We start from the raw sequence: 26,911 nt of genomic DNA, 5'->3' as shown, positions 1-26,911 counted from the left end.
GGGTGCTCTGGCTTTTCGTAGGAGCGAGCTTGCTCGCGAACGGATGTTCGCCGGAGATTCCGCTACGTCGTTTGAGTCCGTTCCCTCTCCCTAACCCTCTCCCTGAAGGGAGAGGGGACTGGTTCTGAGCGGCTATATGTCCCGCGTCATCCTGATAGCCAGGTGTTGCCGGCGAGCGCCATCGCTTCACTTCACACCGAACGACCCCCTCTCCCTTCAGGGCGGGGCGCGCAGCCGAGGGCTGGGGAGAGGGTTCTCTGGCTTTTCGTAGGAGCGAGCTTGCTCGCGAACGGATGTTCGTCGGAGATTCCGCTACGTCGTTTGAGTCCGTTCCCTCTCCCTAACCCTCTCCCTGAAGGGAGAGGGGACTGGTTCTGAGCGGCTATATGTCCCGCGTCATCCTGATAGCCAGGTGTTGCCGGCGAGCGCCATCGCTTCTCTTCACACCGAACGGCTCCCTCTCCCTTCAGGGAGAGGGCTGGGGAGAGGGGCTCTCAGGCTTTGGCTTTTCACCAGGCGCAGAATCCTCCACCAACCGCCCATCACCCCCCACCAACCGCAAACTCCTTGGCGCCACCAGGCTGATGCCTTCCTCGCGCAACCTGCCGAAGATGGTGAACAGCAGATCGCTCCGGGCGCCGGAGACCCCCCGTGGGCTGCTGACGCTGCCGCTGGCCGCCAGCGTCAGGCCCTGGTCGGTGAGCTGGGTGAAGCTCACCGAGGGCCTGGGGGTTTCCAGGATGGCCGGGTGTTCGGCGTAGGCCGCCAGCAGCAGTTCGCGGACCTTGTGCACGTCGGTGTCCAGCGGCAGCGTGAGGCTGATGCCTACGCTGCCCAGCGCGCCGCCCATGGTCACGTTGCGTACGTTCTGGGTGATCAGTTGCGAGTTGGGCACTATCACCGTGGAGTTGTCCGACTGCTGGATTTCCGTGGCGCGCACGTTGATCCGGCGGATGTCGCCCTCCACCCCGCCGAGGCTGACCCAGTCGCCGACCTTCACCGGGCGCTCGGTGAGCAGGATCAGGCCGCTGATGAAGTTCTGCACGATGGCCTGCAGGCCGAAGCCGATGCCCACCGACAGGGCGCTGACCACCCAGGTCAGGCTGGTCAGGTTGATGCGCAGGGCCGAGAGCGTCAGCAGGCCGAGCAGGACGAAGCCGAGGTAGCCGACCAGGGTCACCAGCGAGGCGCGCATGCCGGCGTCCATGCTGGTTTCCGGCAGCAGCCGCTCGGCCAGCCAGCGCTTGAGCAGGCGCAGGGCGAACAGCCCGCCGAGCAGGGTGAGCAGGGCCAGCAGGATGTCCTGCGGGACGATGTTGAGGTTGCCCAGGGCCTGGCCGCCCTGGGCCAGGCGCTCGACGCCGGCGAGCAGTTCGTCGGGGGTGCTGGCGGTGGGCGAGAGCATCACCATCAGCGTCATCAGCACCAGCAGGGTGCGGCCCACCCCGGACAGCAGGGTGGCGGCCTGGGCCTGGTGCTGCGACGACAGGCCGAGGGCGCGGGCAAGGGTCTTGCCGCTGGCCTGGCGCGGTGACAGCAGGGTGTCGCAGAGGTCGCCGAAGAAGGCCGTGATCAGGTAGCCGGTCGCCGCCACGGCGCTGATCCACAGCAGCTTGGTGGCCAGGTAGAAGGCCAGCGACAGGTAGCCGCTGAGCAGCGCCAGGACGATCAGCAGCACCACCAGCAGGGCGAGGAGGTGGATTACCCCGGCCAGCGCCGGGCGCGGGTGTTCCTCGTCCTCCTCGTCGCTGCGGCGCAGGCGCAGCAGGGCGATGCCGAAGAGCACGGCGATCAGCAGCGCGGTGAGGCCGTTGACCGCCACGGTCAGCGCCAGGCTGGCGCCGATGGCGCTGTTGATGCGGTCCTGGGCGCCGAGCAGCATGGCCACTAGCGCCAGCAGCCCGGGGAAGTGGGCCACCGCCCTGGCGGCAGTGTCCGGGATCGGCAGCAGGCGCCAGGAGGGCCGGCTGACCATCAGCAGGGCGCGGCCCAGGCCGGTGATGAAGGCGCTGAACACCGCCAGGGTGACCATCTGCCCGGCTAGGTTGGCCAGGCCGTTGTCGAGGCCCTCGTTCCAGTCCAGGCCCTGGTGGACCAGCGCGGCGGCGCCGCCGAAGGTGACCACGCTGGCCAGGGCGATGGCCAGGGCCAGGCTGCTGCGGCGCAGGCGGCCCTCGGGGATGAAGTGGCTGGCCAGGTAGCCGGCGAACCTTTCCAGCAGGCGCCGGCCCGGTATCCACAGCAGCGCGGCGGCGACCAGGCAGGCCAGCAGCGGCAGGCGCGCACCATGCCAGGTGTCCTCCAGACTGGCGGTGAGCTTGTCGCCCAGGTTGCGCAGGCGCGCCAGGTCGTCGTCGGTGGGGCGCGTCAGGGTGGACCAGAAGACGGGGCTGAAGGGCGGCGCGGAGCGGGTGGCGATCTGCGAGTTGAACAGGCTGCGGCGCAGGTTGACGATCTGCGCGGCCAGGTCCTGGGCCGAGCGCAGGATCTGCGCGGCCTGGGTGGCCTGGGCCTGCAGTTCGGCCTTCTGCTGGTTCAGCTCGGTGCGCTGCAGTGCCAGGGCGGCGGCCTCGCCCGCGACCGGCGGGCCGAGCACGTTGAGCTGGTCGGACAGGCGGTCGAGGCGGGCCTGCAGCTCGTCGCCGCGCTCACCCGCCATCCTCTGCACCTCCAGGGTGGCCAGGCGCAGGCGCGCCAGCTCGTCGTCGCCGACCTGCTCGGAGACACCCTGGCGGATGCTTTCCAGGCGCTCGGCCAGGGTCGGCAGGCCGGCGTCGTCGGCCAGCGTCGGTAACTCGTCGGCGGGCAGGCCCGGGGCCGGCGCGGCCAGGGCCCAGCCGGCGCAGAACAGGTTCAGGATCAACAGGCAACGGAGCAGAATCTTGCGGTCCCCCGACATCTCTTCTTCCTTCCCTCGCCAGGTGCATGCCGTTCGACCGATGGGGCCGGCAGCCATTCCCCAGAGCATAGCGAGCCGGCGGGGATACGCAGGTTCACTGTAGTAAAGGGCCATAAATGTTGGCCATATCTATCCCCTTTTGGCCGCTGCCACCGTTCAGCCGAGGCCGCCCGAATGGGCAGAATCCCCCCACCAAGAACAACAAAGCCGAGAGGTTTTACTCATGCTGACCGTCTACAGCGACGATCACCGCCTGCATTTCGGCCAGTCCGAACTGGTCGATGGCAAGCTCCAGCCCTGCTTCGAAATGCCCAGCCGCGCCGACACCGTGCTGGCCCGGGTGAAGTCGCAGCAGCTCGGCGAGATCATCGCGCCGAAGGATTTCGGCCTGGATGCCATCCACCGCGTGCACGACCCGAAGTACGTCGCCTTCCTCAAGGGCGCCTGGGCCCGCTGGGCCGCCGAGGGCCACAGCGGCGACCTGGTCTCCACCACCTTCCCGGGCCGCCGCCTGCGCCGCGACGGCCCCATCCCCACCGCCCTGATGGGCGAGCTGGGCCACTACAGCTTCGACACCGAGGCGCCGATCACCGCCGGCACCTGGCAGGCCGTGTACAGCTCGGCGCAGGTCGCGCTGACCGCCCAGGACCACATGCGCCAGGGCGCGCGCACCGCCTTCGGCCTCTGCCGCCCGCCGGGCCACCACGCCGGCAGCGACTTCATGGGCGGTTACTGCTTCATCAACAACGCCTCCGTGGTCGCCCAGGCCTTCCTCGACCAGGGCGCCAAGCGCGTGGCCATCCTCGACGTCGACTACCACCACGGCAACGGCACTCAGGAGCTGTTCTACAACCGCGGCGACGTGCTGTTCGCCTCGATCCACGGCGACCCGCTGGTGGAGTACCCGTACTTCCTCGGCCACGCCGACGAGCGCGGCGAAGGGGCGGGCGAAGGCTTCAACCACAACTACCCGCTGGCCCACGGCACCGGCTGGGACGGCTGGTCCGCCGCCCTGGAGGACGCCTGCCGGAAGATCGCCGCCTACGCGCCGGACGCGGTGGTGGTGTCCCTGGGCGTGGACACCTACAAGGACGACCCCATCTCCCAGTTCAAGCTGGACTCCCCGGACTACCTGCGCATGGGCGAGCGCATCGCCGCCCTCGGCCTGCCGACGCTGTTCATCATGGAAGGCGGCTACGCGGTCGAGGCCATCGGCGTCAATGCGGTCAACGTCCTGCAGGGTTACGAGGGCGCCGCTCTCTAAGGGCGCGCCGTTTCGAGGAGCGACTCATGCGCAAGAACAACAAGATTATCCGCGGCCTGCTCGGCGCCGCGCTGCTGGCCGCCGCCGGCATCGCCAGCGCCGAGCCGGTGGTGCGCATCTACAACTGGTTCGACTACATCGGCCCGGACACCCTCAAGGGCTTCCAGAAGGACAGCGGCATTGCGCCCAAGTACGACGTCTACGACAGCAACGAGGTGCTGGAGGCCAAGCTGCTCTCCGGGCATTCGGGCTACGACCTGGTGGTGCCCAGCGACAGCTTCCTGCCCAACTACCTCAAGGCCGGCGTGTTCCAGAAGCTGGACAAGAGCAAGCTGCCGAACTGGAAGAACCTCAACCCGGCGCTGCTCAAGGTGCTGGAGAGCAAGGACCCGGGCAACCAGTACGCCATGCCGTACATGTGGGGCACCAACGGCGTCGCCTACAACGTCGACAAGGTGAAGGCCATCCTCGGCGCCGACGCGCCGGTGGATTCCTGGGACCTGATCTTCAAGCCGGAGAACCTCGCCAAGCTCAAGCAGTGCGGCGTGGCCTTCCTCGACTCGCCCACCGAGGTGATCCCCGAGGCCCTGCATTACCTGGGGCTGTCGCCCAACAGCCACGACCCCGCGGACTATGCCAAGGCCGAGGCGCTACTGAGCAGCCTGCGCCCGTACATCACCTACTTCAGCTCCTCGAAGTTCGTCACCGACCTCGCCAATGGTGACGTCTGCGTGGCCATGGCCTGGTCCGGCGGTGCCATGCAGGCGGCCAACCGCGCCAAGGAGGCGAACAACGGCATCCACATCGAATACCGCATTCCCAAGGAGGGCACCGCGGCCTGGTTCGATGTGCTGACCATCCCCAGGGACGCGCAGAACGTCGAGCAGGCCCACGCCTTCCTCAACTACCTGCTGCGCCCGGAGGTGGTGGCGCCGATCTCCGACTACGTGGCCTACGCCAACCCCAACCAGGCGGCGGACAAGCTGATTTCCGCCGACCTGCGCGACAACCCCAACGTCTACCCGCCGGCCGAGGTGCAGGCCAAGCTGTACTCGGTGGAGATGCTGCCGCCGAAGCTGGAGCGCATCCGCACCCGCACCTGGAGCAAGGTCAAGACCGGGCAGTAAGTTGACGCCCTGGCGGCCGGCGGTGTCGGATTTGCGCTGGTGCCGTTCGTCGCTTAACTGGAATAATCGGCGGTATACCCTTGGGGTACCGCCGTTTCCTCGTCTTGGTGCCCGCTCACTGCCGAGCCTTGCCATGAAACTGCCTTGCTGCCGTTGCTCCCTTCCTTCGCCCGGACTGCGGAGGTGCATATGACGCCGCTACCCCCGCGCAAAGGCGCCGACGCCTTCGCCCTGCAAGCGATGCTGCTGCTGTGCCTGATCTGGGGCGTGCAGCAGGTGGCGGTGAAGCTCGCCGCCGGCGACATAGCGCCGATCATGCAGGCCTTCGCCCGCAACCTGCTGGCCGCCACGCTGGTGGGCCTGCTGGTGCTCTGGCGCGGCGACTGGAAGGCCGCGGGCGGCACCCTGGCCGGCGGCGCGCTGGCCGGGCTGCTGTTCGCCATGGAGTTCCTGTTCATCGCCCAGGGCCTGGTGTACACCAGCGCCTCGCACATGGCGGTGTTCATCTACACGGCGCCGATCTTCTCCGCCCTGGGCCTGCACTTCCTGCTGCCCAGCGAGCGCCTGCGGCCGCTGCAGTGGCTGGGCATCGCGGTGTGCTTCGGCGGCATCGCCCTGTGCTTCGGCGGCGGTTTCGACCTGCGGCACATGGACAGCCGCATGCTGCTGGGGGATTTCTTCGGCGTGCTCGCCGGGGCCTCCTGGGGCGCCACCACGGTGGTGGTGCGCAGCACGCGGCTGTCGGAGGCGCCGACCAGCCTGACGCTGTTCTACCAGTTGTTCGCCGCCGCGCTGCTGCTGCCCTTCATCGCCCTGGCCCTGGGCGAGTTCGGCAACGTGCGCTTCACCGCGCTGGGCGTGGGCAGCGTGCTGTTCCAGGGCGTGGTGGTGTCCTTCTTCAGCTATTTCGCCTGGTTCTGGCTGCTGCGCCGCTACCTGGCGTCGAACCTGGCGGTATTCTCCTTCATGACGCCGCTGTTCGGCATCGCCTTCGGCGTGCTGTTGCTGCACGAGCCGCTGGCCTGGAACTTCGTCGCCGGGGCGGCGCTGGTGCTGGCGGGGATTTCCCTGGTCAGCGGCGAGGCGTGGGTGCGCCGGGCATTGCGCGGCAAGCGTGCCTGAACTTGATCCAGGTCAGCGGATCGCGGCCGGCCGACGCGTAGTCTTTGTTGCAAGGAGTGAGTGGCACGGGCGGAGAGTGGGACGCCGGGCTACTCTACTCTTAGGGCGGCCCGGAAGCGGGCCGCCCGACCCTTCCGCCGCAAAGGAGGCATCCCATGAAACTCTGGCTGCAAACCCTGGCATGGAAACTGGGTGTCACGCTCGGCCTCATCGAGCCTCCGCGCCTGCAACCCATTCCCATTCCAAGCGATGAGCAACGGCGCTACGCACAGCAACGCCGACGCTGACTCCTGAAGCATCTGCTGGACACACCTTCTGCCCGCTCACGCGGGCAGATTGCGTTGGGTCCCGGTATTTCAGCCGTGGGCCGCGAACCACTCGTCGATGATCTGCCGCAGGCGCTCCCCGGAAAAGCTCGGGAAGTGCCCGCCGTGCACGGTGCGCACTGGTAGCTGGCGCAGACGCTCCAGGCTGCGCGCGTAGTCGTCCAGGTTGGAGTGGTAGGCATCCTCGATCAGCGGGCCGTCGTAGACGATGTCGCCGGAGAACAGCGTCTGCGTCCGTGCTTCCCACAGGCTGATGCCGCCCGGTGAATGGCCGGGGGTATGCAGCACCTCCAGCACGCGGTCGCCCAGGTCGAGCACGTCGCCTTCGTCGATGGTGCGCGTGGCCGGCGCGGCCTTCACCCGGTACTCGGCGTAGCACAGCGGGCAGTCCGGGTGCGCTTCGAACATCTCGTCGCCGACGAAGGCCGTGGCCAGGGTGCGCTCGCCGTCGGGGCTGGCGAGGATGTCGGCCTCGGCCGGGTGGCACAGGCGCTCGGGGAATTCGTGGTGGCCGGCGATGTGGTCGAAGTGGGTATGGCTGGCCACCGCCAGCAGCGGCCGCTCGGTGAGCCAGGGCAACTGCTCGCGCAGGCTGACCAGGCCGGAGCCGCTGTCCACCAGCAGGTCGCGCTCGCGGCCCTGGATGTGCCACATGTTGCAGCGGTAGAAGGGCCGCACCCAGGGCTCGTGGATCAGGCTGACGCCGTCGTAGCAGTGGCGGACTTCGAACCAGCGGTCGCGGGTGACGATTTTCATGCTGGGGCCTGGTGTCTTTGTGGTTTGTGTAGGAGCGCGCCCTGCGCGCGATTTCGCGGGCAGGGCCCGCTCCTACAGGGTGGCATACCTGTGAGGGTGGTGCTGGGTGGGAGGCCTTTCCCTCTCCCTAACCCTCTCCCTGAAGGGAGAGGGGACCGTTCGGCGTGTGCTGGGGTTTCTGTGTTCGCCGGATGCCTTGGCATGAGTTGGAGCACATGACTTTCAGCGGGCACGGACAGGCTCCCTCTCCCTTCAGGGAGAGGGCGGGGGGAGAGGGTTGCCGCGCCTCACTCCATCGCCTCAAGGCGCGAACGGCGCCGCCTCCATTACTTCCACGATCAACGGCCGATCACTCGGCGCATTGCGCAGCAACTCTTGCAGGTGCTCGTAATCCCGCGCCCGCTCCGCTTCGCAGCCGAAGCCGCGGGCGATGGCGAGGAAGTCCGGCGTATAGATATCCACACCCAGCGGGGTGATGTCGCGGCGCTCCATGTAGCGCTTGATCTCGCCGTAGCCGTGGTTGTTCCACAGCAGCACGATGATGCCCACCCTGGCCTCCACGGCGCTGGCCAGCTCCGGCAGGGTGAACTGCAGGCCGCCGTCGCCCATCAGGCTGATCACCGGGCGGCCCGGTTCGCCGAGCTTGGCGCCGATGGCCGCCGGCAGGCCGTAGCCGAGGGTGCCGTAGCCGCTGGCGGAGTTGAACCAGCGGCGGCCGCCGTCCAGTTCCACCAGGTGGTTGCCGCTGTACACGGTCTGGGTGGAGTCGCCGACGAAGCGGGCGTCCGGCAGCGCTTCGAGAATCTTGCCGAACAGCGTGCGGTAGTGCGCCCAGCCGCTGAAGTCCTCGGCCAGCTGCGCGCGCACCTTGGCCGCGCGCTGGGCCCCGGGGCTGTCGGCGCTGGCCTGGCGGGCCGGCAGCAGTTCCAGCAGGGCGCGCATGGCGGTGCGGGCGTCGGCCTGGATGGCGATGCCCGGGACCTGGTTGCGCATCAGCTGCTGCGGGTCGATGTCGATGCGGATCAGCTCGCCGCCGATGCGGAAGTTGCCGTCGAACACCACGTCGTAGTCGGTCTCGCCCAGCTCGGTGCCGATGGCCAGGACCACGTCGGCCTCCAGCGCCAGTTCACGCACCGGCACCAGCGACTGGTTGCTGCCGACCAGCAGCGGGTGCTCCGGCTGCAGCAGGCCCTTGGCGTTGACGGTCAGCGCGGTGGGGGCGTCCAGCGCGGTGGCCAGGGCGCGGGCTTCGGCCTGGGCGGCCACGCAACCGCCGCCGAGCAGCAGCAGCGGCTTCTGCGCCTTGGCCAGCTTGGCCGCCGCTTCGTGCAGCGGCGAGCGCGCCGGGGCCGGGCGCGCCAGTTGCACGCGCGGGCGCACCTGCATGTGCTCGGCGGGGGCGGTGATGATGTCCAGCGGCAGCTCGATGTGCACCGGGCGCGGGCGCTCGCTGTCGAACACGGCGAAGGCGCGGGCCAGCACCGCCGGCAGCTCCTCGACGCTCATCAGGGTGTGGCTGAAGGCGCTCACCCCGGCGGTCATGGCGCGCTGGTCGGGCAGCTCGTGCAGGTAGCCGTTGCCGTGGGCCAGGCGCGAGCGCTCGTTGACGCTGCTGATCACCAGCATCGGGATGGAGTCGGCGTAGGCCTGGCCCATGGCGGTGAGGATGTTGGTCATGCCCGGGCCGGTGATGATGAAGCACACGCCCGGCTTGCCGGTGACGCGCGCGTAGCCGTCGGCCATGAAGCCGGCGCCCTGCTCGTGGCGCGGGGTGACGTGGCGGATGGCGCTGCCCGGCAGGCCGCGGTAGAGCTCGACGGTATGCACGCCGGGGATGCCGAAGACGGTGTCCACGCCCCAGGCTTCGAGTTGCTTGACGAGGAATTCGCCGCAGGTGGTCATGGCAGTTCCTTTTGTTCGTGGGTGAGGAGGTTTCTCAAACGAAGAGGGCGCGGAGATCGACTCGCCGCGCCCTTGTTCATCGCCGCGTACGCGTCAGGCGACGCTGGCGGCCGCCTGCGGGCGGCGCGACAGCAGGCTGACCACGACGAAGCTCACCAGGCCGACGGCCAGGCTGTAGTAGATCGGCGTGTTGGCGTCGAAGCCATCCTTGAGCATGAACGCCAGGGCGGTGACGAAGCCCAGGGTCATGCTGGTGATGGCGCCGGCGGTGGTGGCGCGCTTCCAGTAGATGGCGCCGATCAGCGGGATCAGCATGCCGCCCACCAGCAGGTTGTAGGCCAGGGTCAGGGCGCTGATCACGTCGTTCACCACCAGGGCGATGGCCAGCACCACCAGGCCGGTGAGGGCGGTGAACAGGCGGTTGATGCCCAGGCTGGAGGTCTTGCCGCCGCGCAGTTTCGGCAGCAGGTCCTCGGTCAGGGTGGTGGAGGCGGCCAGCAGGCCGGCGCTGGCGGTGGACATCATCGCGGCCAGGGCGGCGGCGATCACCAGGCCGCGGATGCCGTCCGGCAGCGAGGCCTGGACGATGGCGGCGAAGGCGTTGTTGACGTTGTCCAGGTCGGGCAGCAGGACCTTGGCGCACATGCCGATCAGCGCGCCGACCAGGCCGTAGATCACGCAGTACACGCCGGCGGCGGTGCCGGCGTACTTGGCCACGCCCTCGCTGCGCGCGGTGAACACGCGCTGCCAGATGTCCTGGCCGATGAGGATGCCGAAGAAGTAGATCAGGAAGTAGGTGATGATGGTGTCGTAGCCGATGGTGTGGAAGCTGAAGGCGCTGGCCGGCAGCTTGGCCACCAGTTCGTCCCAGCCGCCCACGCGGTACAGGCAGATCGGCAGCAGCAGGAACATCAGGCCGACGGTCTTGATGATGAACTGGACGATGTCGGTGAGGGTCAGCGACCACATGCCGCCGATGGTCGAGTAGACCACCACCACGCCGCCGCCGAGCAGGATCGAGACCCAGAATGGCAGGCCGAACAGCACCTGCATCACGGTGCCGATGGCCAGGGTGGAGACGGTGCCGATCATCAGCGCGTAGGCGAACATGATCACCGCGCTGGCCTGGCGCGCCATGGGGTTGTAGCGGCGTTCCAGCACCTGGGTGACGGTGAAGATGCGCAGCTTCAGCAGCGGCTTGGCCAGGAACAGGTTCAGCGCAATGATGCCGGCGCCCAGCGCGGCGCACAGCCAGAAGCCGGAGATGCCGTGGACGTAGCCAAGGCGCACGGTGCCGACGGTGGAGGCGCCGCCGAGCACGGTGGCGGCCATGGTGCCCATGTAGAACGACGGGCCCAGGTTGCGTCCCGCTACCAGGAAGTCCTCGTGGGTCTTCGCCCGGCGCATGCCGTACCAGCCCAGTACCAGCATGCCGGCGGCATAGATCAGAACGACGATTATATCCAAGGCCATGATCGGCTCCTCACACTCGAATTGTCATTGTTGCCGCCCGCGGCTGGCGGGCGGTAGGCCGGCGGACCGGTGGCGACCGGCTCGTCGGCGTCTCACGGGTACTACGGGTGTCGCGGGTTCAGGCCGCCGGCTCGTTGATGCCGAGCACCGGGCGGTCGTGGCTGCCGACCCAGCGCGGGCCTTGCGGGCCGTACACCCCGGCGGATTCCGGGAAGGTGCGCAGCAGCGCCAGGTAGAGCAGGGCGGCGAGGCCGAGGGTCACCGGCAGGCTGATGTCGATGCCGCCGGCCAGCTCGCCCAGCGGGCCGACGAACTGCCCCGGCAGGTTGACGAAGCACAGGCCGGCCAGCGCGCTGGGGATCCAGGCGCCCATGCCGCGCCAGTTCCAGCCGCGGTGGAACCAGTAGGCGCCGCCTTGCTGGCCACGGGTGAACACCTGCAGGTCGTCGGCGTGGTAGAAGCCGCGGCGTACGATCAGGCCGAGGATCATGATCACCATCCAGGGGCTGGTGCAGGTGATGATCAGCACGGCGAAGGTGGACACGCTCTGCACCAGGTTGGCGGCGAAGCGGCCGATGAAGATGAAGGCGATCGACAGCAGGCCGATGAACAGGGTGGCCTGCACGCGGTTGAGCAGGCGCGGGAACACGCTGGACATGTCCAGGCCGGTGCCGTACAGCGAGGTGGTGCCGGTGGACATGCCGCCGATGGTGGCGATCAGGCACACCGGCAGGAAGAACCAGCTCGGCGAGATGGCCAGCAGGCCGCCGACGTAGTTGTTCGCGGCGATGTAGTCCGGCGCTTTCACGGCGACGATGGTGGCGGTGACCAGGCCGAAGAAGAACGGGATCAGCGTGGCCAGCTGCGACAGCAGCACCGCCAGCATGATGCGTTTTTTCGAGGTTTCGCGCGGGATGTAGCGGGCCCAGTCGCCGAGGAAGGCGCCGAACGACACCGGGTTGCTCATGGCCAGCAGGGTGGCGCCGATGAAGGCGGCCCAGAAGCCCGCGCTGCCCAGCTGCACGCTGCCGGCGTAAGCGGCGTCGAAGGGGCCGGCGAAGGCGAACACGCCCAGCAGGAACAGCAGGCTGGCGGCCCACACGGCGATCTTGTTGACCAGCAGCATGAAGCGGAAGCCGTAGATGCACACCACCAGCACCAGCACCGCGAACAGGCCGTAGGCCAGACCCAGGGTGAGGTCGGTTTCCGGCAGGCCGAACAGGCGCTTGGCGCCGCCGACCAGGGCGTCGCCCGAGCTCCACACCGACAGCGAGAAGAAGGCGATGGCGGTCAGCAGCGACAGGAAGGAGCCGACGATCCGCCCGTGCACGCCGAAGTGCGCGCCGGAGGAGACCGCGTTGTTGGTGCCGTTGATCGGGCCGAACAGGCCCATGGGCGCGAGGATTAGCGCGCCGACCAGCACGCCCAGGACGATGGCCCAGGCGCCGGCCTGGAACGACAGCCCGAAGAGCACCGGGAAGCTGCCGAGCACGGCGGTGGCGAAGGTGTTGGCGCCGCCGAAGATCATGCGGAACAGGTCGGTGGGCGTGGCGTTGCGCTCGGCGTCGGGAATCTGCTCGACGCCGAATGTCTCGATGGTGGTGATTGCGTGTTGGTTGTTCTTGTTATCCATGACTTCCTCCCGGGAAAGTCCCGCCTCATGGCGTAGGCGACAGGTGCTCGTGGACGGCCAGCCAGCGGCCTTGTTGTTGTTCACGGCGGAAGACGATGGTCTCCCGTTCGTGGTTCAGGCTCTCCGTTCCCTGGATGCGCAGCCGCGTGGCGACGTCGTGGCTGAAGATCGCCACGTCCTCGCCCTGCAGGCTGACGAAGGTGTTGCTGGACTGGCAGTCGAGGACCTCGAAGCCGTCGTCGCGCAACCAGCTCTCCCACACCTCGCGGTAGGCCGCGCGGGTGCGCAGCGGCTGCGGCCAGTTGTGGAAGATGAAGCTGGCGTCTTCGCTGAAGGCCGCGAAATAGGCCTCGGTGTCGGTGCGCGCGAAGGCTGCCACGAGCGCGCGGGCAGCCTCCAGCACCTGTGCTACGCAGGCGTCGTTATGCATTTGGGGTCACTCAGCGGCGCTGTACGCCCGGGAGGATGCAGAGCATTTCGTACAGCAGGTTGGCGCCGAGCAACGAGGTGTTGCCGGTGGTGTCGTAGGGCGGGGAGACCTCGACCAGGTCGCAGCCGATGATGTCCAGGCCCTGGCAGCCGCGCACGATCTCCATCGCCTGGATGGTGGTCAGGCCGCCGATTTCCGGGGTGCCGGTGCCCGGCGCCCAGGCCGGGTCGATGCCGTCGATGTCGAACGACAGGTACACCGGGCCGCCGCCGACCTTCTCGCGCACTTCGGCCATCAGCGGCGCCAGCGACTGGTGCCAGCACTCCTCGGCCTGGACCACGCGGAAGCCCTGCTTACGGCTCCAGTTGAAGTCCTCGGCGGTGTAGCCCTGGGCGCGCAGGCCGATCTGCACCACCCGGTCGCAATCCAGCAGGCCTTCTTCCACGGCGCGGCGGAAGGTGGTGCCGTGGGCGATCTTCTCGCCGAACATGTGGTCGTTGACGTCGGCGTGGGCGTCGATGTGCACCAGGCCGACCTTGCCGTGCTTCTTGTGGATGGCGCGCAGGATCGGCAGGGTGATGGTGTGGTCGCCGCCGAGGGTCAGCGGGACGATGCCGTGGTCGAGGATCTTGTCGTAGGCCTCCTCGATGATGCGCACGGCCTCCAGCAGGTTGAAGGTGTTGATCGCCACGTCACCGATGTCGGCGATGTTCAGCGAATCGAACGGGGCGGCGCCGGTGGCCATGTTGTATGGACGGATCATCACCGACTCGGCGCGGATCTCGCGCGGCCCGAAACGGGTGCCGGAGCGCAGGGAGGTGCCGATGTCCAGGGGCACGCCGACGAAGGCGGCGTCGAGCTCGTTGAGCTGTTCGGGGGCCTGGATATGCGGCAGGCGCATCATGGTGGCGATGCCGCCGAAGCGCGGCATTTCGTTTCCGCCCAGGGGCTGGTGGAGTTTCTTGTCCATGGGTAGGCCTCACGGGAATCGCTGTTTTCGTGGAAACAGGCTTGTTGATACTGAGGCCGGATTCTGGTCATGCCCGGTAGTGGGAAAAATCGCTGGCTACAAATAATCAGTTCAGAGTTTTCTAAACTTATTTCCACGGCTAGACTGCGCTGCCCTGTCGCAGCCCCCGCGGCGCCAGCCCCGTCGTATGTGCCTTGCAGGCCGGGCGGCGACGGACGGTCTGGCCGATTGCCAGTCCAGTGACTGCTGAACTGGAGCCCCTCCACCTCGAATTGCGGAGCCCTTCATGAGCGCCAGCGCCCTGCCCGACGTCAAGCTTCTGCGGATTTTCGCCTGCGTGGTGCGCAACCAGGGCTTCGCCTCGGCGCAGCAGGAGCTGAACCTGTCGACCTCGGCCATCAGCACCTACATGAGCCAGTTGGAGAACCAGCTGGGCATCGTGCTCTGCCACCGCGGCCGCGGCGGCTTCGGCCTGACCAGCAAGGGCGAGCTGTTCCACCAGGAAACCCTGCGCATCCTCGGCGAACTGGAAGGCTTCGAGCGCTACGCGGCGACCCTGAAGGGCGAACTGCGCGGCACCCTCAACCTCGGCGTGCTCGACTCCACGGTGAGCGACCCGGCGCTGCCGCTGGCCGACGTCATCGGCTCCTTCAGCAGTCTGCACCCGGCGGTGCACCTGCACCTGCAGGTACAAAGCCCCTACGAACTGCAACTGGCGGTGCTGGACAACCGCCTGGACCTGGCCATCGGCTCCTTCTTCAGCCGCATGAACGGCCTGGTCTACCAGCCGCTGTATCGCGAACAGCACTGGCTGTACTGCAGCGACCGCCACCCGCTGTTCGACGGCCGGCGCATCCCCGCCGAGCTGATCACCCAGCAGCGCATGGTCGGCCGCGGCTACTGGAGCCAGGCGGAACTGGCGCGCCACGGCTTCAAGCACAGCGCGGCGACGGTGGAAAGCATGGAAGCGCAGCTGATCCTCATCCTCTCCGGCGGCTACATCGGCTACCTGCCCGAGCACTACGCACATTCCTGGGTGGAGCAGGGCAGGCTGCGCGCGCTGTCGCCGGCCACCTTCGGCTACCAGGCGCCGTTCTCGCTGATCCTGCGCCGCGGCCGCTCCCGCGAGCCGCTGATCCAGAACTTCCGCGACCTGCTGCGCACGCAGCCGGGCAAGCCATGAGCCGCGCCCGCTGCGAACGCTGCCTGCGCCCGGCCGGCCATTGCCTGTGCGCGCTGATCCCGCACCTGGACAACCGCACCCGCGTGCTCCTGCTGCAACACCCCAGCGAAGCCGGCCACGCCCTGAACACCGCCCGCCTGGCGGCCCTCGGCCTGGCCAACGCCGAACTGCGGGTGGGCGAGGACTTCAGCGACCTCGACCTGTCCGCCGAGGACGCCTGGCTGCTGTTCCCCGGCGAAAACGCCATCCCCCTCGCCGAACTGGCCGCCCGCCCGGCCACCCGGCCGCGCCTGCTGGTGGTCCCCGACGGCACCTGGCGCAAGGCGCGCAAGCTGCTGCACCTCAACCCCAACCTGGCGGCCCTGCCGCGGGTGGTGCTGCCCGAAGGCCTGACCTCGCGCTACCGCCTGCGCAAGGCACCGGCCGAGGGCGCGCTGTCGACCATCGAGGCGGTGGTGCACGCCCTGAACGCGCTGGATGCACCGCAGTCCTTTGACGCGCTGCTGAGACCGTTCGAGGCGCTGATCGACGGGCAGATCGCAGCGATGGGGGAGGATGTCTTCGTGCGGAACCATCGGAGGTAAGCGACAAGATCAGGTCGCAGCCTCTCCCGCCAGCTCCACCTCACGGTGGCGAATGGCTTCGTCCCACTCAGGGGAGCGTTTGGCCCATTGTTCGGGCGGTAGGGGTTTGGACCATTCGACTATGGCGGGGTCGGTCAAATCGGGAGGCGGCGCCAGCTTCCAGGTTTGCAGCATAGCTGCCAAGGGGGGCCCGAAGGCGACAATCGTAAATATCAGCCATAGTGCTTTACCGAACTCCTTGGCGAGCAAGTGCTTTTTTATGCCGGCATAGAACATCCAGATACTTCCCCAGATGGCTCCCCGCCCCCCCAATAGTTTTCGTGTGCCTTCCAGGTCATTTTCCAGTGGCACCGCTTCCGGCCCTATTTCCATATAGCTGCGCATGCATTCCCACAAGCGCATCGCTGTTGTGCCGCCGCCGCAACTGAACCCCATGCTGCAGTCCCGTTCGCCTTCCTTCGCATTCGGGTCCGGGTTCTTGAAACCCACCACCAGCATGCCTTGGGTGGTCTTGCCATGGCGCCCCACCGAGTCCATGGCAATGGTCTGCGCCACTACGGTTTCCCAGGGCACTATCCAGTAACTACCGTCCTTCTGCGGTACGCAGACTTCGCGGCGTTGGCGGTTGAAGCGGGTGGGAAGTGATACAGGTTTGGCCAGACTGTAGAGGAGCATCAACAGAGGAATGCCAATAACGAGAGAGAACAATATGCTGAACATCCAAAGAAGTTCACCATAGTCTCGTACATTGATGATCAAAAAGATGGCTATTAATAGTTGTGGCCAAAGAATCATCACAAACGAGCCAATGCTGTACTGGCCGATATCGAGAAATACCTCGTTCTTGCGCCAGATGGTATTGAGCACATCTTTTGGAGGCTGCCCGGTGGGAATGGCCGGTGGCGCCAGGTAGTCCTCGCGGGAGAACAGGCCCTTCTTCTGGCTGCCTGCGGGTGGCAAGGTCACGTCGCAGCCTTCCCTGCTAACTCCGCCTCACATTGTCGAATGGCTTCGTCCCACTCAGGGGAGCGTTTGGCCCATTGTTCGGATGGCAGGGGGTTGGACCATTCGACTATGGCGGGGTCGGTCAGATCGGGAGGGGGGATCAGCTTTCGCTCCTGTAGATAAAAACCTAGCGGAGCGCCTAGAAAGAAGGTGAAGAAAACATCCTTGAGCGCGGACTTGACGTTTCCCTTCAATAGGGAACGAATGGTATCGCCCATGATGCTCAAGAACCAACCCAGTAGACTCCTACCGGTTTTCTCTCCTTCGAAATGGCATTTAGGCACCGCCTCGGGACCGATCTCCATATAACTGCGAATACACTCCCACAGACACATCGCCGTAGTACCGCCACCACAACTGAACCCCATACTGCAATCCCGTTCGCCTTCCTTCGCATTCGGGTCCGGGTTCTTGAAGCCCACCACCAGCATGCCTTGGGTGGTCTTGCCATGGCGCCCCACCGAGTCCATGGCAATGGCCTGCGCCACTACGGTCTCCCAGGGCACTATCCAGTAGCTGCCATCCTTCTGCGGTACACAGACTTCGAGGCGTTGGCGGTTGAAGCGGGTAGGTGGAGGGACAGGTTGGGTCAGGCTATAGAGCACGAACGAGGAAGGAATTCCGACAATGATCAGACCTGCTATCAGGATGAACAGAGAAAACTCGGGCAACGACTCCCTAAATGGCACCCCCATAGCCAGCAACAGGAGAATCATGGGCCACGCAATCATCACAAACGAGCCAATGCTGTACTCGCCAATATCAAGAAACACCTCGTTCTTACGCCAGATGGTATTAAGTACATCCCTTGGAGGCTGCCCGGTGGGAATGGCCGGTGGCGCCAGGTAGTCCTCGCGGGAGAAGAGGTCTTTCTTCTGGCTGCCGGCGGGGGGAAGCGTCATGTCGCAACCTCTCGTGCCAGTTCTGCCTCTCGTTGTCGAATGGCTTCATCCCATTCGGGGGAGCGCTTGGCCCATTGCCCGGGCGGTAGAGGCTTGGACCATTCGACAATATTGGGATCGGTCAAATCGGGGGGAGGCGCCAGCTTCAGGTTCTGGAGTTTCTCGGAAAAATAGGTTCCAAGGCAGATAACGAAGAACAAACCGTGCAGTACATCAAGAATGTCTCCTTTGCGCAGGCTGGTAATGATGGAGCCGATTTGGGTTTCCTCATAAGGCCGATGGCCCAGGCGTGTATCTGGCACCGCCTCGGGACCGATCTCCATATAACTGCGAATGCACTCCCATAGGCACATCGCCGTAGTACCGCCACCACAACTGAATCCCATACTGCAGTCCCGTTCGCCTTCCTTCGCATTCGGGTCCGGGTTCTTGAAACCCACCACCAGCATGCCTTGGGTGGTCTTGCCATGGCGCCCCACCGAGTCCATGGCAATGGCCTGCGCCACTACGGTTTCCCAAGGCACTATCCAGTAGCTACCGTCTTTCTGCGGTACACAGACTTCGCGGCGTTGGCGGTTGAAGCGGGTGGGCGGTGGGACCGGCTTAGTTAGGCTGTAGAGCAGCATCAATAGGGGAACTCCCACTACCAAGAAGATTAATAGTGCCGAGCCCCAAAAATAATCTATTGCACCCTCTGTCCAGGAGAAATAGAGATATAAGACGGATATCAGTACTAGTGGCCATAGAATCATCACAAACGAGCCAATGCTGTACTGACCGATATCGAGAAAAACTTCGTTCTTGCGCCAGATGGTATTGAGCACATCTTTTGGAGGCTGCCCAGTGGGAATGGCCGGAGGTGCCAGGTAGTCCTCGCGGGAGAACAGACCCTGCTTCTGGCTGCCGGCGGGGGGAAGTGTCATCGAGTTTCCTTGGGATGCAGGTGGTTCTCGCCAGTCAGGCGGTAGGTTTGTGCACGGTCCAGTTCCGGGGTAGGTTCGCCGGGGCGCAATGTGACAGGTGCATTTTCCGCCGTCAGGACATAGGCCAGGCCCTGTTCTCCACCAATGGTTGTGATACCGGCCAGGTCTGCCAGCGGGTTGTGGTAGTGAAGGCGTAGCGAGAGACGCACCTGGGCCTGGCGGAAGGTGCCGCTCAGGCGCAGGCCCTGGCCTTGGTCCGCCGGTATCCAGGTGCATTGGCTGCGCTCCAGCCAGAGATCGCCGATATCCAGGTTGGGCTGGTCGTTGCTGCGGAACATGCGGAAGTGGTCGGGTACGGGACTGCCGATCAGGCCCAACTCCAGTTCGACACTGGACGGCTCGGCACCCGGCAAGTCGACGGTCAGGCGCTGGATGGCTTCCAGGCTAACGGTGTCGCCCAGGGAGCCGGGCACTCGCTGGGGCTTGCTGTCGACGCTGACGCGCGGTTGGTAGAGCAATGTCAGCAACTGGTCGAACTCCCGTTGCTGCTGCTCGGCGGGAATGGGATCGGTATTGCCGGCGCGAGCCTTGGACCAGCAACAGTTGGCCAGGTACTGCTGCAGCGGTGTGGATTGCCGCCACCAGGCGTACAGGTACACACCTCCCAATGCGAGCAGCAACAGATTGATCGGCCCCATGCCCAGGCGGAAGCGGCGGATAGCTGTGGGAGTGTCGATGCGATTGAACAGGCGCATACCGGTCAGTCCCAGTCCCAGTGCAGCCTGAGCACCATAAGCGCCAATCTGGCCAGCCACCGCCAGCCGGCGGATTTCCACCCATGGATCCATGCTGCTTTGTGCAGCCTCAATTTGCATGCCTAAGGCTACCGACTCTTCTCGGGCAGCCAGCATGGATAGTAAACCTACTACTCCACCAAACAGCGTCAGAGTTGGAGCAACTGAAGCACCACGCCCCAGTTCCTCAATTCCTCGCCCAACAATCACCCAATTCTGCACCACCGCCACCAATGCCGCTCCCGCATAGAGCGTGGCCGAAATGCTCTCGGCCCGGCGCTGGGTATCCATTCGCTCCAGGACATGGGCTTGCGCCAGGTAACTCTCGGCATTGAGCGCGTTGACCAGCAGCGCCGCCAGCGGCAGCAAGCCGCCGCTGTTCTGCACTGCGGGGCTTTGCAGGATGCCGGCGGCGCGGCCCTGGCCGATGGCCTGGGCGGTGTTGTTGACCCACTGGCCGAGCTGTTGCGCCTGCTGGCCGAGCAGGCGCCAGGTGGCCACGCCGTTGTTCAGGGTGCGGACCAGCGGGGCACCGGCGCCCAGGCGGGTGACCAGCAGGGTGCCCAGCCATTGCCCCGGCAGGGTGCCCTTCTGCTGCAGCGCCAGCAGCACGGCGCCCAGGCGGGCCACGGTGAGGCTCCAGTAGCCGTCGACGTCGCTGGCCAGGCGCTGCAGCGCCTGCACGGTCGCGGCGCCGAGCAGGTGGGTCAGGGCCTCGTGGGTGGCGCTCAGGTTGTCCTGGGCGAGCACCGCCTGCAGCTCGCCCAGGCGCGCGGTGTTGTTCACCGCCGCTTCCAGCGATGGGCTCCAGCCCAGGAACAGCAAGCGGAAGACGCCGCCGTCCTTGGCGCGCAGGAAGTCGCTGAACTGCTCGACGCCCTGGCGGCGATGGCATTGGGCGCTGAGGCAGGCGTCGGCCAATTCGTCCAGCCAGCACTGATGCTGCGGGTTGTCGTGCTCGACGAACCAACTGCCCAGGTCGTGGCGCGGCAGGAAGGCCTGGCGGTCGGCATAGAGGCTGGCATGGCGGGCCTCGACCTGGCGGAAATGCGCCGGGGCCTGCTCGTCCAGCCAGCGATCCATGCGTTCCAGGTCGATGTATTCGGCGACCTTGGCGCTGGCCCGGCCGCCGGCGAGCTGGCTGGCCTTGTCCTGGCGGTAGTCGCGCACGATGTCCTGTACCTGCTGCTGCAACTCGGCGGGGATGAAGGCGCGCAGCGGCGCCAGGCGTTGTTCGCGACGGCGGGCGATATCCGCGATGCGCTCGTCGGCGGCGGCGTGACCGATGCGCTGGCGCTCGTGGACGTTGACCTGGGTCTCTTCGTCCAGCAGGGCCTTGAGGGGCGCCTGGGCGGCGAGCAACTGCTCGCCCTGCTCGGGGGTGAGCTGGATATCGTGTTCGCGGTAACGGTAATTGAGCAGGCTGGCCAGCTCGCCACCGTCCTCGCGGACCAGGCTGCGGATGAAGCCGCCGACGTTCTGGCGCAGGTTGTTGTCGGCCATCCAGGCTTCGTGGCGGGCTTCCAGCTGTTCCTGCTCGTGGTTGAGGTCGCGCAGTACGCCCAGGTCGTCGTCGAGCACGGCGAGCACCGCATGCAGTTCCCCGGCCTCGCTGCGTGCGCTGTCCAGCCACGCCGAGGTGGCGGGCACTTCCCACACCTGGGCGCTCCAGGCGCCCGGCGCGTCCTCCTGCTCGGCCTGGGGGTGGCGCATGGCGGCTTGCGAGCCGGCGTTGTACCACTCCATGGCGTGGATATAGGCGCGCACGTTCTCTTGGGTGGGGGCGGCGTTCATCCGCTCGGCCAGTTCCCGGGTCCGTCGTTTGTCCGCCTCGCGGTTCTGCGCATGTTCCTTGGCCAGAATGCGTTCACGAACCTCCGGCATCAGTTCGGCCAGCAGAGTTTCACTTGCGTCGAGCGGAGGGCAGTGCGGTGCCTGCAGGCGCAGGGCGACCTCGCCCAGGGCGATGTGGCGCATGCGCCGCTGGCGGATGCCGGCCTCCGCCAGTTGGGCGCAGGCATCTGCGCCGAGGGGGATTTCGCTGTACAGGAGCCAGGCATCGTGGCGCTTGTCCAGGGCGAAGCCGGCCTGGCTGCCGCGCAGCAGGACGCTCTCGTCGGCCGTCAGCGGTTGTGACTGCAGCAACCCATCGGCGGCCACGGCATAGCGTTGCAGCGGCCCCTGCCCATGCCAGAGGTAGAGGAAGCCACCGCGCAGGCGGCGCAGGGCCATGGGGTGGCTGCTGGCGCGCACGGCCGGTTGCAGGCTGGCGTGGCGGGCGGGGTGCTCGGCCAGGGCGTAGCGCGCCGGGACGACGTACAGCTCGTTCTGGCGCGCCGGGCAACTGGCTATCGGGTTGCGGGCGTCGTCATGGCTCATGCCGTGCAGGCGGTTGGGGTTGCTGATCATGAAGCGCTCCTTGCTTGCAGGACGATGGCGTAGGCGAGGTCCGCGGCAGCCTCCAGGCGCCGGGACGGCGTTTGGCTGGACGTCGCGTCGAGCAGTGCGGCTATCTCCGGGTAGTCCTGCAGCGCTTGCTCCCCCAGCAGACCGAAGAGGTTGGCGTAGCGGGCAATGTCGACTTCGCTATATAGGCCTCTGGCGTGGGCCTGCTCGGCCAACCCGCGCAAATGGGCGCGGCGCGCCGACCTGTCGCAATCCGCGGCGTAGTGCGGGAAGGCCTGCCGCAGGTGCGCATCCAGTTGCTCCACGACGCGCTGCCAGCGCACTTCGCCCAGGCGTTCCAGTTCTTCGTCGTCAAGTCGGTACGGGCCATCCTGTCGAGCCGGCACAGGCCCCGCGGGGCGACGGTGACATAGCCAGGAGCGGGTTTCGCCATCGAAGGCGAGGATGCTTTCGAATGGGCCGAACAGGCAGGTATCGCCATTGGCCACGGCCCGCCCCAGCAGCGCATTGGCTACCGCCGGATCGGCCAGGCGCAGGAGCATTTCTTCGCCCTGGGGATGACGTGCGTTGAGCAGCCAGCGCAGATGGGCGAGCCGTTCATGCCAGGGGGCCTGGCCGAACAGCAGGTAGCCCCAATCCCCCTGGCCCTGAGCCAGAAAGGCGTCGAGCAACGCATCGTCCGGCCCGTTCAGTTGGACGAGGCAGGGGGAGATATCGACCAGCTCGTCCCATCGCGTCTGGGCGTAGAGGGGCTGGAAGGTCGCAGTCCCGCTCCATTGCCGCAGCCATTGGGGGAGCTCTGCGAGGCTGGCGCCATCCAGCAGCAGGCTGGCCCCTTCGGCCCATGGCAGGCCGACTGGCAGCGGCGGCAGGTAGCGAACCTCGGCGTTCATGCTTGCACTCCCGCTGCCTGGGCGCAGATGGCGCACACCGGCAACTTGCGCAGCAGGGCCTGGCGCTGCGCGGCGATCAACAAGGCTCCGGGCTTGTCCTGGTCCGCCTGTTGCAACGGCCCGGGCAGCAGGGGCGCGGCCGGCGTGCCGACACCGGGGCTGCCGCCACTGTTGAGCTTGACGTCGGCGCCGCTGAGGGTGACGCCGCCGGGGTCGAGCTTGACGAAGCTGCCGCCGGCCTTGAGCGTCAGTTCCTGGCCCGCGTCGATCGTCACCTTCTCGCCGGCGTAGTAGTGGATCTCGTTGCCGGCCTCGATGAACTGGCCACTGCCGAGCTTCAGGTGCTGGTCGTTGCCCACCGTCAGGTGGTCGTCGACGCGCACCTCGACCTTGCGGTCGCCATGGGTGGTGCGGTGTTCCTCGGCTTTGAACTCGCTGTAGGCGTTGGCCTCCACCGTGTCGTGGCGTTCGTGGCCGACGCGGATCTTCTGGTCGTGCTCGATGTTCTCGTCCCAGTCGCGCTGGGCATGCAGGTAGATCTGTTCCTGGCCCTTGCGGTCCTCGATGCGCAGTTCGTTGTAGCCACCGCCGCCGGGGCTAGAGAGGCTCTTGAACAGGCTGCGGGTCTTGTTCGCCGGCAGCTCGTAGGCCGGCAGGTGCTCGGCGTGGTACAGGCAGCCGCTGATCAGCGGCTGGTCCGGGTCGCCTTCGAGGAAGGTCACCAGCACTTCCATGCCGATGCGCGGGATGGCGATGGCGCCGTACTGCTTGCCAGCCCAACTGGAGGCCACGCGCAGCCAGCAGCTGGTCTTGTCGTCGGCCTGGCCCTCGCGGTCCCAGTGGAACTGCACCTTGACCCTGCCGTAGCGGTCGCAGTGGATTTCCTCACCCTTGGGCCCCGTCACCACGGCGGTCTGGCTGCCCAGCACGCGCGGCTTGGGATGCGCCAGCGGCGGGCGGTGGGGCACGTCCCAGGGTGTGGCGAGGAAGCGGTTGCGGTAGCCCTGCTGGAAGTCGTCCTTGCCGTCGCGGGCGTCGCTGGTGACCGACTCTTCCAGCACCTGCGGCTGCTTGCCTTCGTGCCGCACTTCGGTGAGCAGCCAGAGGTCGTTCCACTCGCCGCGCGGGTGCTCGCGCAGGGGCAGGAAATGGCCGCTGCGCAGGCCCGACTGGTCGCTGCGGCCTTCGGCCTGGCGGTAGTCGGCGCGGTGCCTTTCCAGGCTGCGCTGGCTCAGCAGCTTGCCGCGCTCGCGGTCGGTGAAGCGGCCGGGGTAATTGTAGTCCTCGAGGTCCGGGCGACTGTCGCTGCGCGCCATGCTTTCCAGTTGCAGCCTGGGCTTCTCGAAGTCGTAGTCGCGGCGGCTGACGCGGGCGGTACGGGTATCCAGACGCTGGCCGAAGCGCTTGATCACCGGCAGGTCGGCGACCAGGCCGGAGTCCTGCTGGTAGGCCACCGGCGCCAGCTTGGGGAAGGCGGTCTGGTCGTCGCCGAACACCAGCAGGTGCCCGTCGGGGCTGTGCTCGAAGTGGTAGTGGAGGCCTTCCTCTTCGCACAGGCGCTGGACGAAGTGCAGGTCGCTCTCGTCGTACTGGGTGCAGTAGTCGCGCGGCGGGTAGACGGTGGGGCCGAGCTGGAAGCGGTAGGCGTCGGCGAGGATGCCGTGTTCCTCCAGCACCCGGGTGATGATCTGCGGCACCGTCAGCTGCTGGAAAATGCGCTGGTTATGTCGATGCGCGAGGTAGGCCAGGCGCGGCACCAGGCTCACCTGGTAGCGGGTCAGGCGCTTGCCGGATTCGCCCTGGGCCACCCGGTGCAACTGGCCATGGATGCCGTGGCCCTGCCCCAGGTCCAGGTAGGCGCCCTTGTGCAGCAGGCTTTCCAGGTCCAGGTCGGGACGTTCGCTGACCAGCTCGATGTCGAAGCGGTAGGGCTGGTTCAGGGCTTCGCGGCCATGGAATTCGAGCACCTGCAGGTCGCTGTCGAGGCCGTCGATATTCAGGCTGAAATGGGGCTGGTTGGCGGGGGCGAACATGACGTGGCTCCAATTCTTTGCGAGCCACGCATCAGAACAACCAAGGAGCGTGGAGAAATATCGGCCGCTTCCTCAATGGATGAAGGAATTCCCCTCTCAAGTCTCAGTCATGATGTAGAGCTCTTGTCATCGATGACGAGGAACGGCCGCACCGAGACTGACGAACAAGTCCGGCTGTTCCCGCTGCTGCACATGAGCCTGTAGAGAGAAGCCAGCCTGGCGGCCGGATCGCGGACGGAGTCCACCTCCGCTCCCACCTGTAGGAGCGCGCCCTGCGCGCGATTCGTGGCCATGGGCCGCGGAAATTCCAGCGTAGGATGGTGTTGAGCGAAGCGATACCCATCACCGCAACCGCATGGGTTTCGCCAAGGCTCAACCCATCCTACGAAGAGCGCCTCGGCTTCGCCCCTCAGGCCAGCCGCTCCGCCACCAGGAAACTGTCGAAATGAATGCTCCTGGCCCCCAGCCGCAGCAGGCTGTCGCTGAACAGCTCGCTGCGCGTGGCGCCGCAGTCCCAGGTGGTTTCCCAGTCCTCGCGGCTGCGCCAGTGCACGCAGCCGAGCAGGTGGCGGCCGTCTTCGCTGGCGCGCAGTTCCGCGCCCAGGTAGCCCGGCGCCTGGTGGAACAGTTCGCGCAGTTGCTCCAGGTAGCGGCCCAGGCGCTCGGCGATGTCGGGCTGTTGCGCCGGCGCCACCTCGATGTCGATCAGCAGGGCGAAATGCGTCGGGGTCTCGGGCTGGTCGGCGTCGGTGCTGCAGTAGGCGCTGGGAATGATCATGGGTGGGCTCCTGGGCTTGAAGGCAGACGCTGGCGAGGGTAAAACCTCAACTTAACTTGAGGTCAAGCCCGCCATGCCGAAAAAACACCAGGCCCTGCACGTACCCCATGAACTGAGCGTCGGCGAACTCGCCAGGCGCGCCGGCGTGGCCGTGTCCGCGCTGCATTTCTACGAGGCCAAGGGGCTGATCCACAGCACCCGCAATGCCGGCAACCAACGCCGTTACCCGCGCGACGTGCTGCGCCGGGTGGCGGTGATCAAGGTGGCGCAGCGCGTCGGCATTCCACTGAACGAGATCGCCGAGGCCCTGGCCAGCCTGCCCAGCGGGCGTTCGCCCATGGCCGCCGACTGGGCGCGGCTTTCAGCGCGCTGGCGCGACGATCTGGACGAGCGCATCGCCAAGCTGGTGCTGCTGCGCGACCAGCTCAACGGCTGCATCGGCTGCGGCTGCCTGTCGCTGGAGAGCTGCCCGCTGCGCAACCCCGGCGACAGGCTGGCGGAGCAGGGGCCGGGCGCGCACTGGGACGGTCAGCCGCCGGACAGCTCGCGGGCGTAGACCTCGCGGTCGACGTTGCCGCCGCTGAGCACCAGGCCCACCTTCAGCCCGCGCAGCGCCTCGCGCTCTTGCAGGGCGGCGGCCAGCGCCGCGGCGCCGGCGCCCTCGGCGACGTTGTGGGTGGCGGTGAACAGCAGGCGCATGGCCGCGCCGATTTCCGCATCGCTGACCTGGACGAAATGGTCGGCGCCGGCGCGGATCATCGCCACCGCATTCGGCTCCGGGGTGGTGCAGGCCATGCCGTCGGCCAGTTGCGTGCTGGTGGCATGGAACACCGGCTCCCCGGCGGCGAAGGACAGCGCATAGGCTGGCGCATGGCTGGAGACCACGCCGACGATGCGCGTCTTCAGGCCCAGGGCGTCGCGCGCGGCGATCATCCCGCAGATGCCCGAGCCCATGCCCACCGGCACGTAGCACACGTCCAGGCCGGGCAGGGCGCGCAGCAGCTCCAGGCTGTAGCTGGCCACGCCGGCCACCAGCCAGGGGTGGAAGGAGGGGATCAGGTGCAGGCCGTCGCGCTCGGCCAGTTCGCCGGCGTACTCGCGGGAGGCCTGGAAGTCTTCGCCGTGCTCGATCAGGTTGGCGCCCAGGGCGCGCATGGCGGCGTTCTTCTCGCGGCTGTTGCCGTGGGGCACGACTATGGTCGCCGGCATGCCCAGGCGCGCCGCGGCGAAGGCGATGGACTGGCCGTGGTTGCCGCGGGTGGCGCTGATCACCCCGGCCGGGCAGGGCGCCTGGGCCGCCAGGTGGTGGAAGTAGACCAGCCCGCCGCGCAGCTTGAAGGCGCCCACCGGCGAGTGGTTCTCGTGCTTGACCCAGGTTTCGCAGCCCAGGGCTTCCACCAGCAGGGGCCAGCGGATCTGCGGGGTGGGCGGCAGGCTGCGGTGGACGATGGCGGCAGCGGCTTCGAGGGCAGGCAGGCTGAGCGGCATGGGGGTTCTCCTATGGGGAG

At 66.9% G+C, this 26,911-nt stretch carries 22 protein-coding genes; 7 read left to right on the top strand and 15 right to left on the bottom strand.

The window, feature by feature from the left end:
• Nucleotides 1–466 precede the first annotated feature (466 nt).
• Nucleotides 467–2,899, bottom strand: a complete 2,433-nt coding sequence (locus tag PcP3B5_RS21540) for a DUF3772 domain-containing protein (RefSeq protein WP_061562361.1) — start codon at nucleotides 2,897–2,899, stop codon at nucleotides 467–469.
• Nucleotides 2,900–3,122: 223 nt separating this feature from the next.
• Here PcP3B5_RS21540 and PcP3B5_RS21535 point away from each other — a divergent pair, with 223 nt between their 5' ends.
• From PcP3B5_RS21535 to PcP3B5_RS32345, 4 genes are all read left to right on the top strand, one after another.
• Nucleotides 3,123–4,163: a histone deacetylase family protein gene (locus PcP3B5_RS21535; protein WP_061562360.1), complete on the top strand. Its 1,041-nt coding sequence runs from the start codon at nucleotides 3,123–3,125 to the stop codon at nucleotides 4,161–4,163.
• Nucleotides 4,164–4,189: 26 nt separating this feature from the next.
• Nucleotides 4,190–5,290, top strand: a complete 1,101-nt coding sequence (locus PcP3B5_RS21530; RefSeq protein ID WP_043312808.1) for an extracellular solute-binding protein — start codon at nucleotides 4,190–4,192, stop codon at nucleotides 5,288–5,290.
• 189 nt (nucleotides 5,291–5,479) lie between these two features.
• Complete coding sequence (locus PcP3B5_RS21525) at nucleotides 5,480–6,412, top strand: DMT family transporter (RefSeq protein WP_009623530.1); 933 nt, start codon at nucleotides 5,480–5,482, stop codon at nucleotides 6,410–6,412.
• 155 nt (nucleotides 6,413–6,567) lie between these two features.
• Complete coding sequence (locus PcP3B5_RS32345; protein WP_009623528.1) at nucleotides 6,568–6,699, top strand: PA1414 family protein; 132 nt, start codon at nucleotides 6,568–6,570, stop codon at nucleotides 6,697–6,699.
• A 69-nt stretch (nucleotides 6,700–6,768) separates the two neighbouring features.
• Here PcP3B5_RS32345 and PcP3B5_RS21520 read toward each other — a convergent pair whose 3' ends face one another.
• From PcP3B5_RS21520 to speB, 6 genes are all read right to left on the bottom strand, one after another.
• The gene (locus tag PcP3B5_RS21520) at nucleotides 6,769–7,494 is read right to left on the bottom strand and encodes an MBL fold metallo-hydrolase (protein ID WP_009623527.1); all 726 of its coding nucleotides are present in this window, start codon (nucleotides 7,492–7,494) and stop codon (nucleotides 6,769–6,771) included.
• Nucleotides 7,495–7,794: 300 nt separating this feature from the next.
• Nucleotides 7,795–9,396 (bottom strand): 5-guanidino-2-oxopentanoate decarboxylase, encoded by a 1,602-nt coding sequence (locus tag PcP3B5_RS21515; protein WP_061562359.1) that lies wholly within the window; start codon nucleotides 9,394–9,396, stop codon nucleotides 7,795–7,797.
• 93 nt (nucleotides 9,397–9,489) lie between these two features.
• On the bottom strand, nucleotides 9,490–10,869 hold the full coding sequence (locus PcP3B5_RS21510; RefSeq protein WP_043312816.1) for a sodium:solute symporter family protein: 1,380 nt from the start codon (nucleotides 10,867–10,869) through the stop codon (nucleotides 9,490–9,492).
• Between the two features lie 118 nt (nucleotides 10,870–10,987).
• Complete coding sequence (locus tag PcP3B5_RS21505) at nucleotides 10,988–12,502, bottom strand: purine-cytosine permease family protein (protein ID WP_061562358.1); 1,515 nt, start codon at nucleotides 12,500–12,502, stop codon at nucleotides 10,988–10,990.
• Between the two features lie 25 nt (nucleotides 12,503–12,527).
• On the bottom strand, nucleotides 12,528–12,932 hold the full coding sequence (locus PcP3B5_RS21500; RefSeq protein WP_009623523.1) for a YybH family protein: 405 nt from the start codon (nucleotides 12,930–12,932) through the stop codon (nucleotides 12,528–12,530).
• 10 nt (nucleotides 12,933–12,942) lie between these two features.
• A complete protein-coding gene (speB, locus tag PcP3B5_RS21495; RefSeq protein ID WP_058072822.1) occupies nucleotides 12,943–13,902 on the bottom strand; it encodes an agmatinase in 960 nt (319 codons plus the stop codon).
• 286 nt (nucleotides 13,903–14,188) lie between these two features.
• Here speB and PcP3B5_RS21490 point away from each other — a divergent pair, with 286 nt between their 5' ends.
• Together PcP3B5_RS21490 and PcP3B5_RS21485 are read left to right on the top strand one after the other, a co-directional pair.
• The gene (locus tag PcP3B5_RS21490) at nucleotides 14,189–15,085 is read left to right on the top strand and encodes a LysR family transcriptional regulator (RefSeq protein WP_009623521.1); all 897 of its coding nucleotides are present in this window, start codon (nucleotides 14,189–14,191) and stop codon (nucleotides 15,083–15,085) included.
• Entirely contained in the window at nucleotides 15,082–15,669 is a 588-nt protein-coding gene (locus tag PcP3B5_RS21485) for a tRNA-uridine aminocarboxypropyltransferase (RefSeq protein ID WP_061562357.1), read from the top strand. The genes PcP3B5_RS21490 and PcP3B5_RS21485 overlap by 4 nt, the downstream gene beginning before the upstream one ends.
• Before the next feature lie 9 nt (nucleotides 15,670–15,678).
• Here PcP3B5_RS21485 and PcP3B5_RS21480 read toward each other — a convergent pair whose 3' ends face one another.
• From PcP3B5_RS21480 to PcP3B5_RS21445, 7 genes are all read right to left on the bottom strand, one after another.
• Entirely contained in the window at nucleotides 15,679–16,635 is a 957-nt protein-coding gene (locus PcP3B5_RS21480) for a hypothetical protein (protein ID WP_061562356.1), read from the bottom strand.
• Nucleotides 16,632–17,576: a hypothetical protein gene (locus tag PcP3B5_RS21475; RefSeq protein WP_061562355.1), complete on the bottom strand. Its 945-nt coding sequence runs from the start codon at nucleotides 17,574–17,576 to the stop codon at nucleotides 16,632–16,634. Before PcP3B5_RS21475 ends, PcP3B5_RS21480 begins: the two co-directional genes overlap by 4 nt.
• The gene (locus tag PcP3B5_RS21470; protein WP_061562354.1) at nucleotides 17,573–18,499 is read right to left on the bottom strand and encodes a hypothetical protein; all 927 of its coding nucleotides are present in this window, start codon (nucleotides 18,497–18,499) and stop codon (nucleotides 17,573–17,575) included. Before PcP3B5_RS21470 ends, PcP3B5_RS21475 begins: the two co-directional genes overlap by 4 nt.
• On the bottom strand, nucleotides 18,496–21,702 hold the full coding sequence (locus PcP3B5_RS30990; protein ID WP_061562353.1) for a toxin VasX: 3,207 nt from the start codon (nucleotides 21,700–21,702) through the stop codon (nucleotides 18,496–18,498). Before PcP3B5_RS30990 ends, PcP3B5_RS21470 begins: the two co-directional genes overlap by 4 nt.
• Entirely contained in the window at nucleotides 21,699–22,592 is an 894-nt protein-coding gene (locus tag PcP3B5_RS21460) for a DUF4123 domain-containing protein (protein ID WP_058073236.1), read from the bottom strand. The genes PcP3B5_RS30990 and PcP3B5_RS21460 overlap by 4 nt, the downstream gene beginning before the upstream one ends.
• The gene (locus tag PcP3B5_RS21455; RefSeq protein WP_061562352.1) at nucleotides 22,589–24,625 is read right to left on the bottom strand and encodes a type VI secretion system Vgr family protein; all 2,037 of its coding nucleotides are present in this window, start codon (nucleotides 24,623–24,625) and stop codon (nucleotides 22,589–22,591) included. Before PcP3B5_RS21455 ends, PcP3B5_RS21460 begins: the two co-directional genes overlap by 4 nt.
• A 409-nt stretch (nucleotides 24,626–25,034) precedes the next feature.
• A complete protein-coding gene (locus PcP3B5_RS21445; RefSeq protein WP_043270869.1) occupies nucleotides 25,035–25,403 on the bottom strand; it encodes an antibiotic biosynthesis monooxygenase family protein in 369 nt (122 codons plus the stop codon).
• 73 nt (nucleotides 25,404–25,476) lie between these two features.
• Between PcP3B5_RS21445 and soxR the strand changes: the two genes are divergently transcribed.
• On the top strand, nucleotides 25,477–25,959 hold the full coding sequence (gene soxR, locus PcP3B5_RS21440; protein WP_052267625.1) for a redox-sensitive transcriptional activator SoxR: 483 nt from the start codon (nucleotides 25,477–25,479) through the stop codon (nucleotides 25,957–25,959).
• On the opposite strand, the gene PcP3B5_RS21435 is transcribed toward soxR, so the two are convergent.
• Nucleotides 25,932–26,891, bottom strand: coding sequence for a threonine dehydratase (locus PcP3B5_RS21435; RefSeq protein ID WP_061562350.1), 960 nt, complete (start codon nucleotides 26,889–26,891; stop codon nucleotides 25,932–25,934). The genes soxR and PcP3B5_RS21435 overlap by 28 nt on opposite strands.
• Nucleotides 26,892–26,911: the final 20 nt, after the last annotated feature.

This window comes from Pseudomonas citronellolis, assembly GCF_001586155.1.
Classification (GTDB): domain Bacteria; phylum Pseudomonadota; class Gammaproteobacteria; order Pseudomonadales; family Pseudomonadaceae; genus Pseudomonas; species Pseudomonas citronellolis.
The sequence above is the reverse complement of the archived record's forward strand: the minus strand, read 5'-3'. Positions and strand labels throughout refer to the sequence as shown.

Excerpts from the sequence above, each read along its gene's own strand:
- PcP3B5_RS21455 (WP_061562352.1), bottom strand. The coding sequence starts at position 24,625 with ATGTTCGCCCCCGCCAACCAGCCCCATTTCAGCCTGAATATCGACGGC.
- PcP3B5_RS21485 (WP_061562357.1), top strand. The coding sequence starts at position 15,082 with ATGAGCCGCGCCCGCTGCGAACGCTGCCTGCGCCCGGCCGGCCATTGC.
- PcP3B5_RS21510 (WP_043312816.1), bottom strand. The coding sequence starts at position 10,869 with ATGGCCTTGGATATAATCGTCGTTCTGATCTATGCCGCCGGCATGCTG.
- PcP3B5_RS30990 (WP_061562353.1), bottom strand. The coding sequence starts at position 21,702 with ATGATCAGCAACCCCAACCGCCTGCACGGCATGAGCCATGACGACGCC.
- speB (WP_058072822.1), bottom strand. The coding sequence starts at position 13,902 with ATGGACAAGAAACTCCACCAGCCCCTGGGCGGAAACGAAATGCCGCGC.
- soxR (WP_052267625.1), top strand. The coding sequence starts at position 25,477 with ATGCCGAAAAAACACCAGGCCCTGCACGTACCCCATGAACTGAGCGTC.
- PcP3B5_RS21500 (WP_009623523.1), bottom strand. The coding sequence starts at position 12,932 with ATGCATAACGACGCCTGCGTAGCACAGGTGCTGGAGGCTGCCCGCGCG.
- PcP3B5_RS21515 (WP_061562359.1), bottom strand. The coding sequence starts at position 9,396 with ATGACCACCTGCGGCGAATTCCTCGTCAAGCAACTCGAAGCCTGGGGC.
- PcP3B5_RS21540 (WP_061562361.1), bottom strand. The coding sequence starts at position 2,899 with ATGTCGGGGGACCGCAAGATTCTGCTCCGTTGCCTGTTGATCCTGAAC.
- PcP3B5_RS21530 (WP_043312808.1), top strand. The coding sequence starts at position 4,190 with ATGCGCAAGAACAACAAGATTATCCGCGGCCTGCTCGGCGCCGCGCTG.
- PcP3B5_RS32345 (WP_009623528.1), top strand. The coding sequence starts at position 6,568 with ATGAAACTCTGGCTGCAAACCCTGGCATGGAAACTGGGTGTCACGCTC.
- PcP3B5_RS21525 (WP_009623530.1), top strand. The coding sequence starts at position 5,480 with ATGACGCCGCTACCCCCGCGCAAAGGCGCCGACGCCTTCGCCCTGCAA.
- PcP3B5_RS21435 (WP_061562350.1), bottom strand. The coding sequence starts at position 26,891 with ATGCCGCTCAGCCTGCCTGCCCTCGAAGCCGCTGCCGCCATCGTCCAC.
- PcP3B5_RS21470 (WP_061562354.1), bottom strand. The coding sequence starts at position 18,499 with ATGACACTTCCCCCCGCCGGCAGCCAGAAGCAGGGTCTGTTCTCCCGC.
- PcP3B5_RS21445 (WP_043270869.1), bottom strand. The coding sequence starts at position 25,403 with ATGATCATTCCCAGCGCCTACTGCAGCACCGACGCCGACCAGCCCGAG.
- PcP3B5_RS21490 (WP_009623521.1), top strand. The coding sequence starts at position 14,189 with ATGAGCGCCAGCGCCCTGCCCGACGTCAAGCTTCTGCGGATTTTCGCC.
- PcP3B5_RS21520 (WP_009623527.1), bottom strand. The coding sequence starts at position 7,494 with ATGAAAATCGTCACCCGCGACCGCTGGTTCGAAGTCCGCCACTGCTAC.
- PcP3B5_RS21505 (WP_061562358.1), bottom strand. The coding sequence starts at position 12,502 with ATGGATAACAAGAACAACCAACACGCAATCACCACCATCGAGACATTC.
- PcP3B5_RS21460 (WP_058073236.1), bottom strand. The coding sequence starts at position 22,592 with ATGAACGCCGAGGTTCGCTACCTGCCGCCGCTGCCAGTCGGCCTGCCA.
- PcP3B5_RS21535 (WP_061562360.1), top strand. The coding sequence starts at position 3,123 with ATGCTGACCGTCTACAGCGACGATCACCGCCTGCATTTCGGCCAGTCC.
- PcP3B5_RS21475 (WP_061562355.1), bottom strand. The coding sequence starts at position 17,576 with ATGACGCTTCCCCCCGCCGGCAGCCAGAAGAAAGACCTCTTCTCCCGC.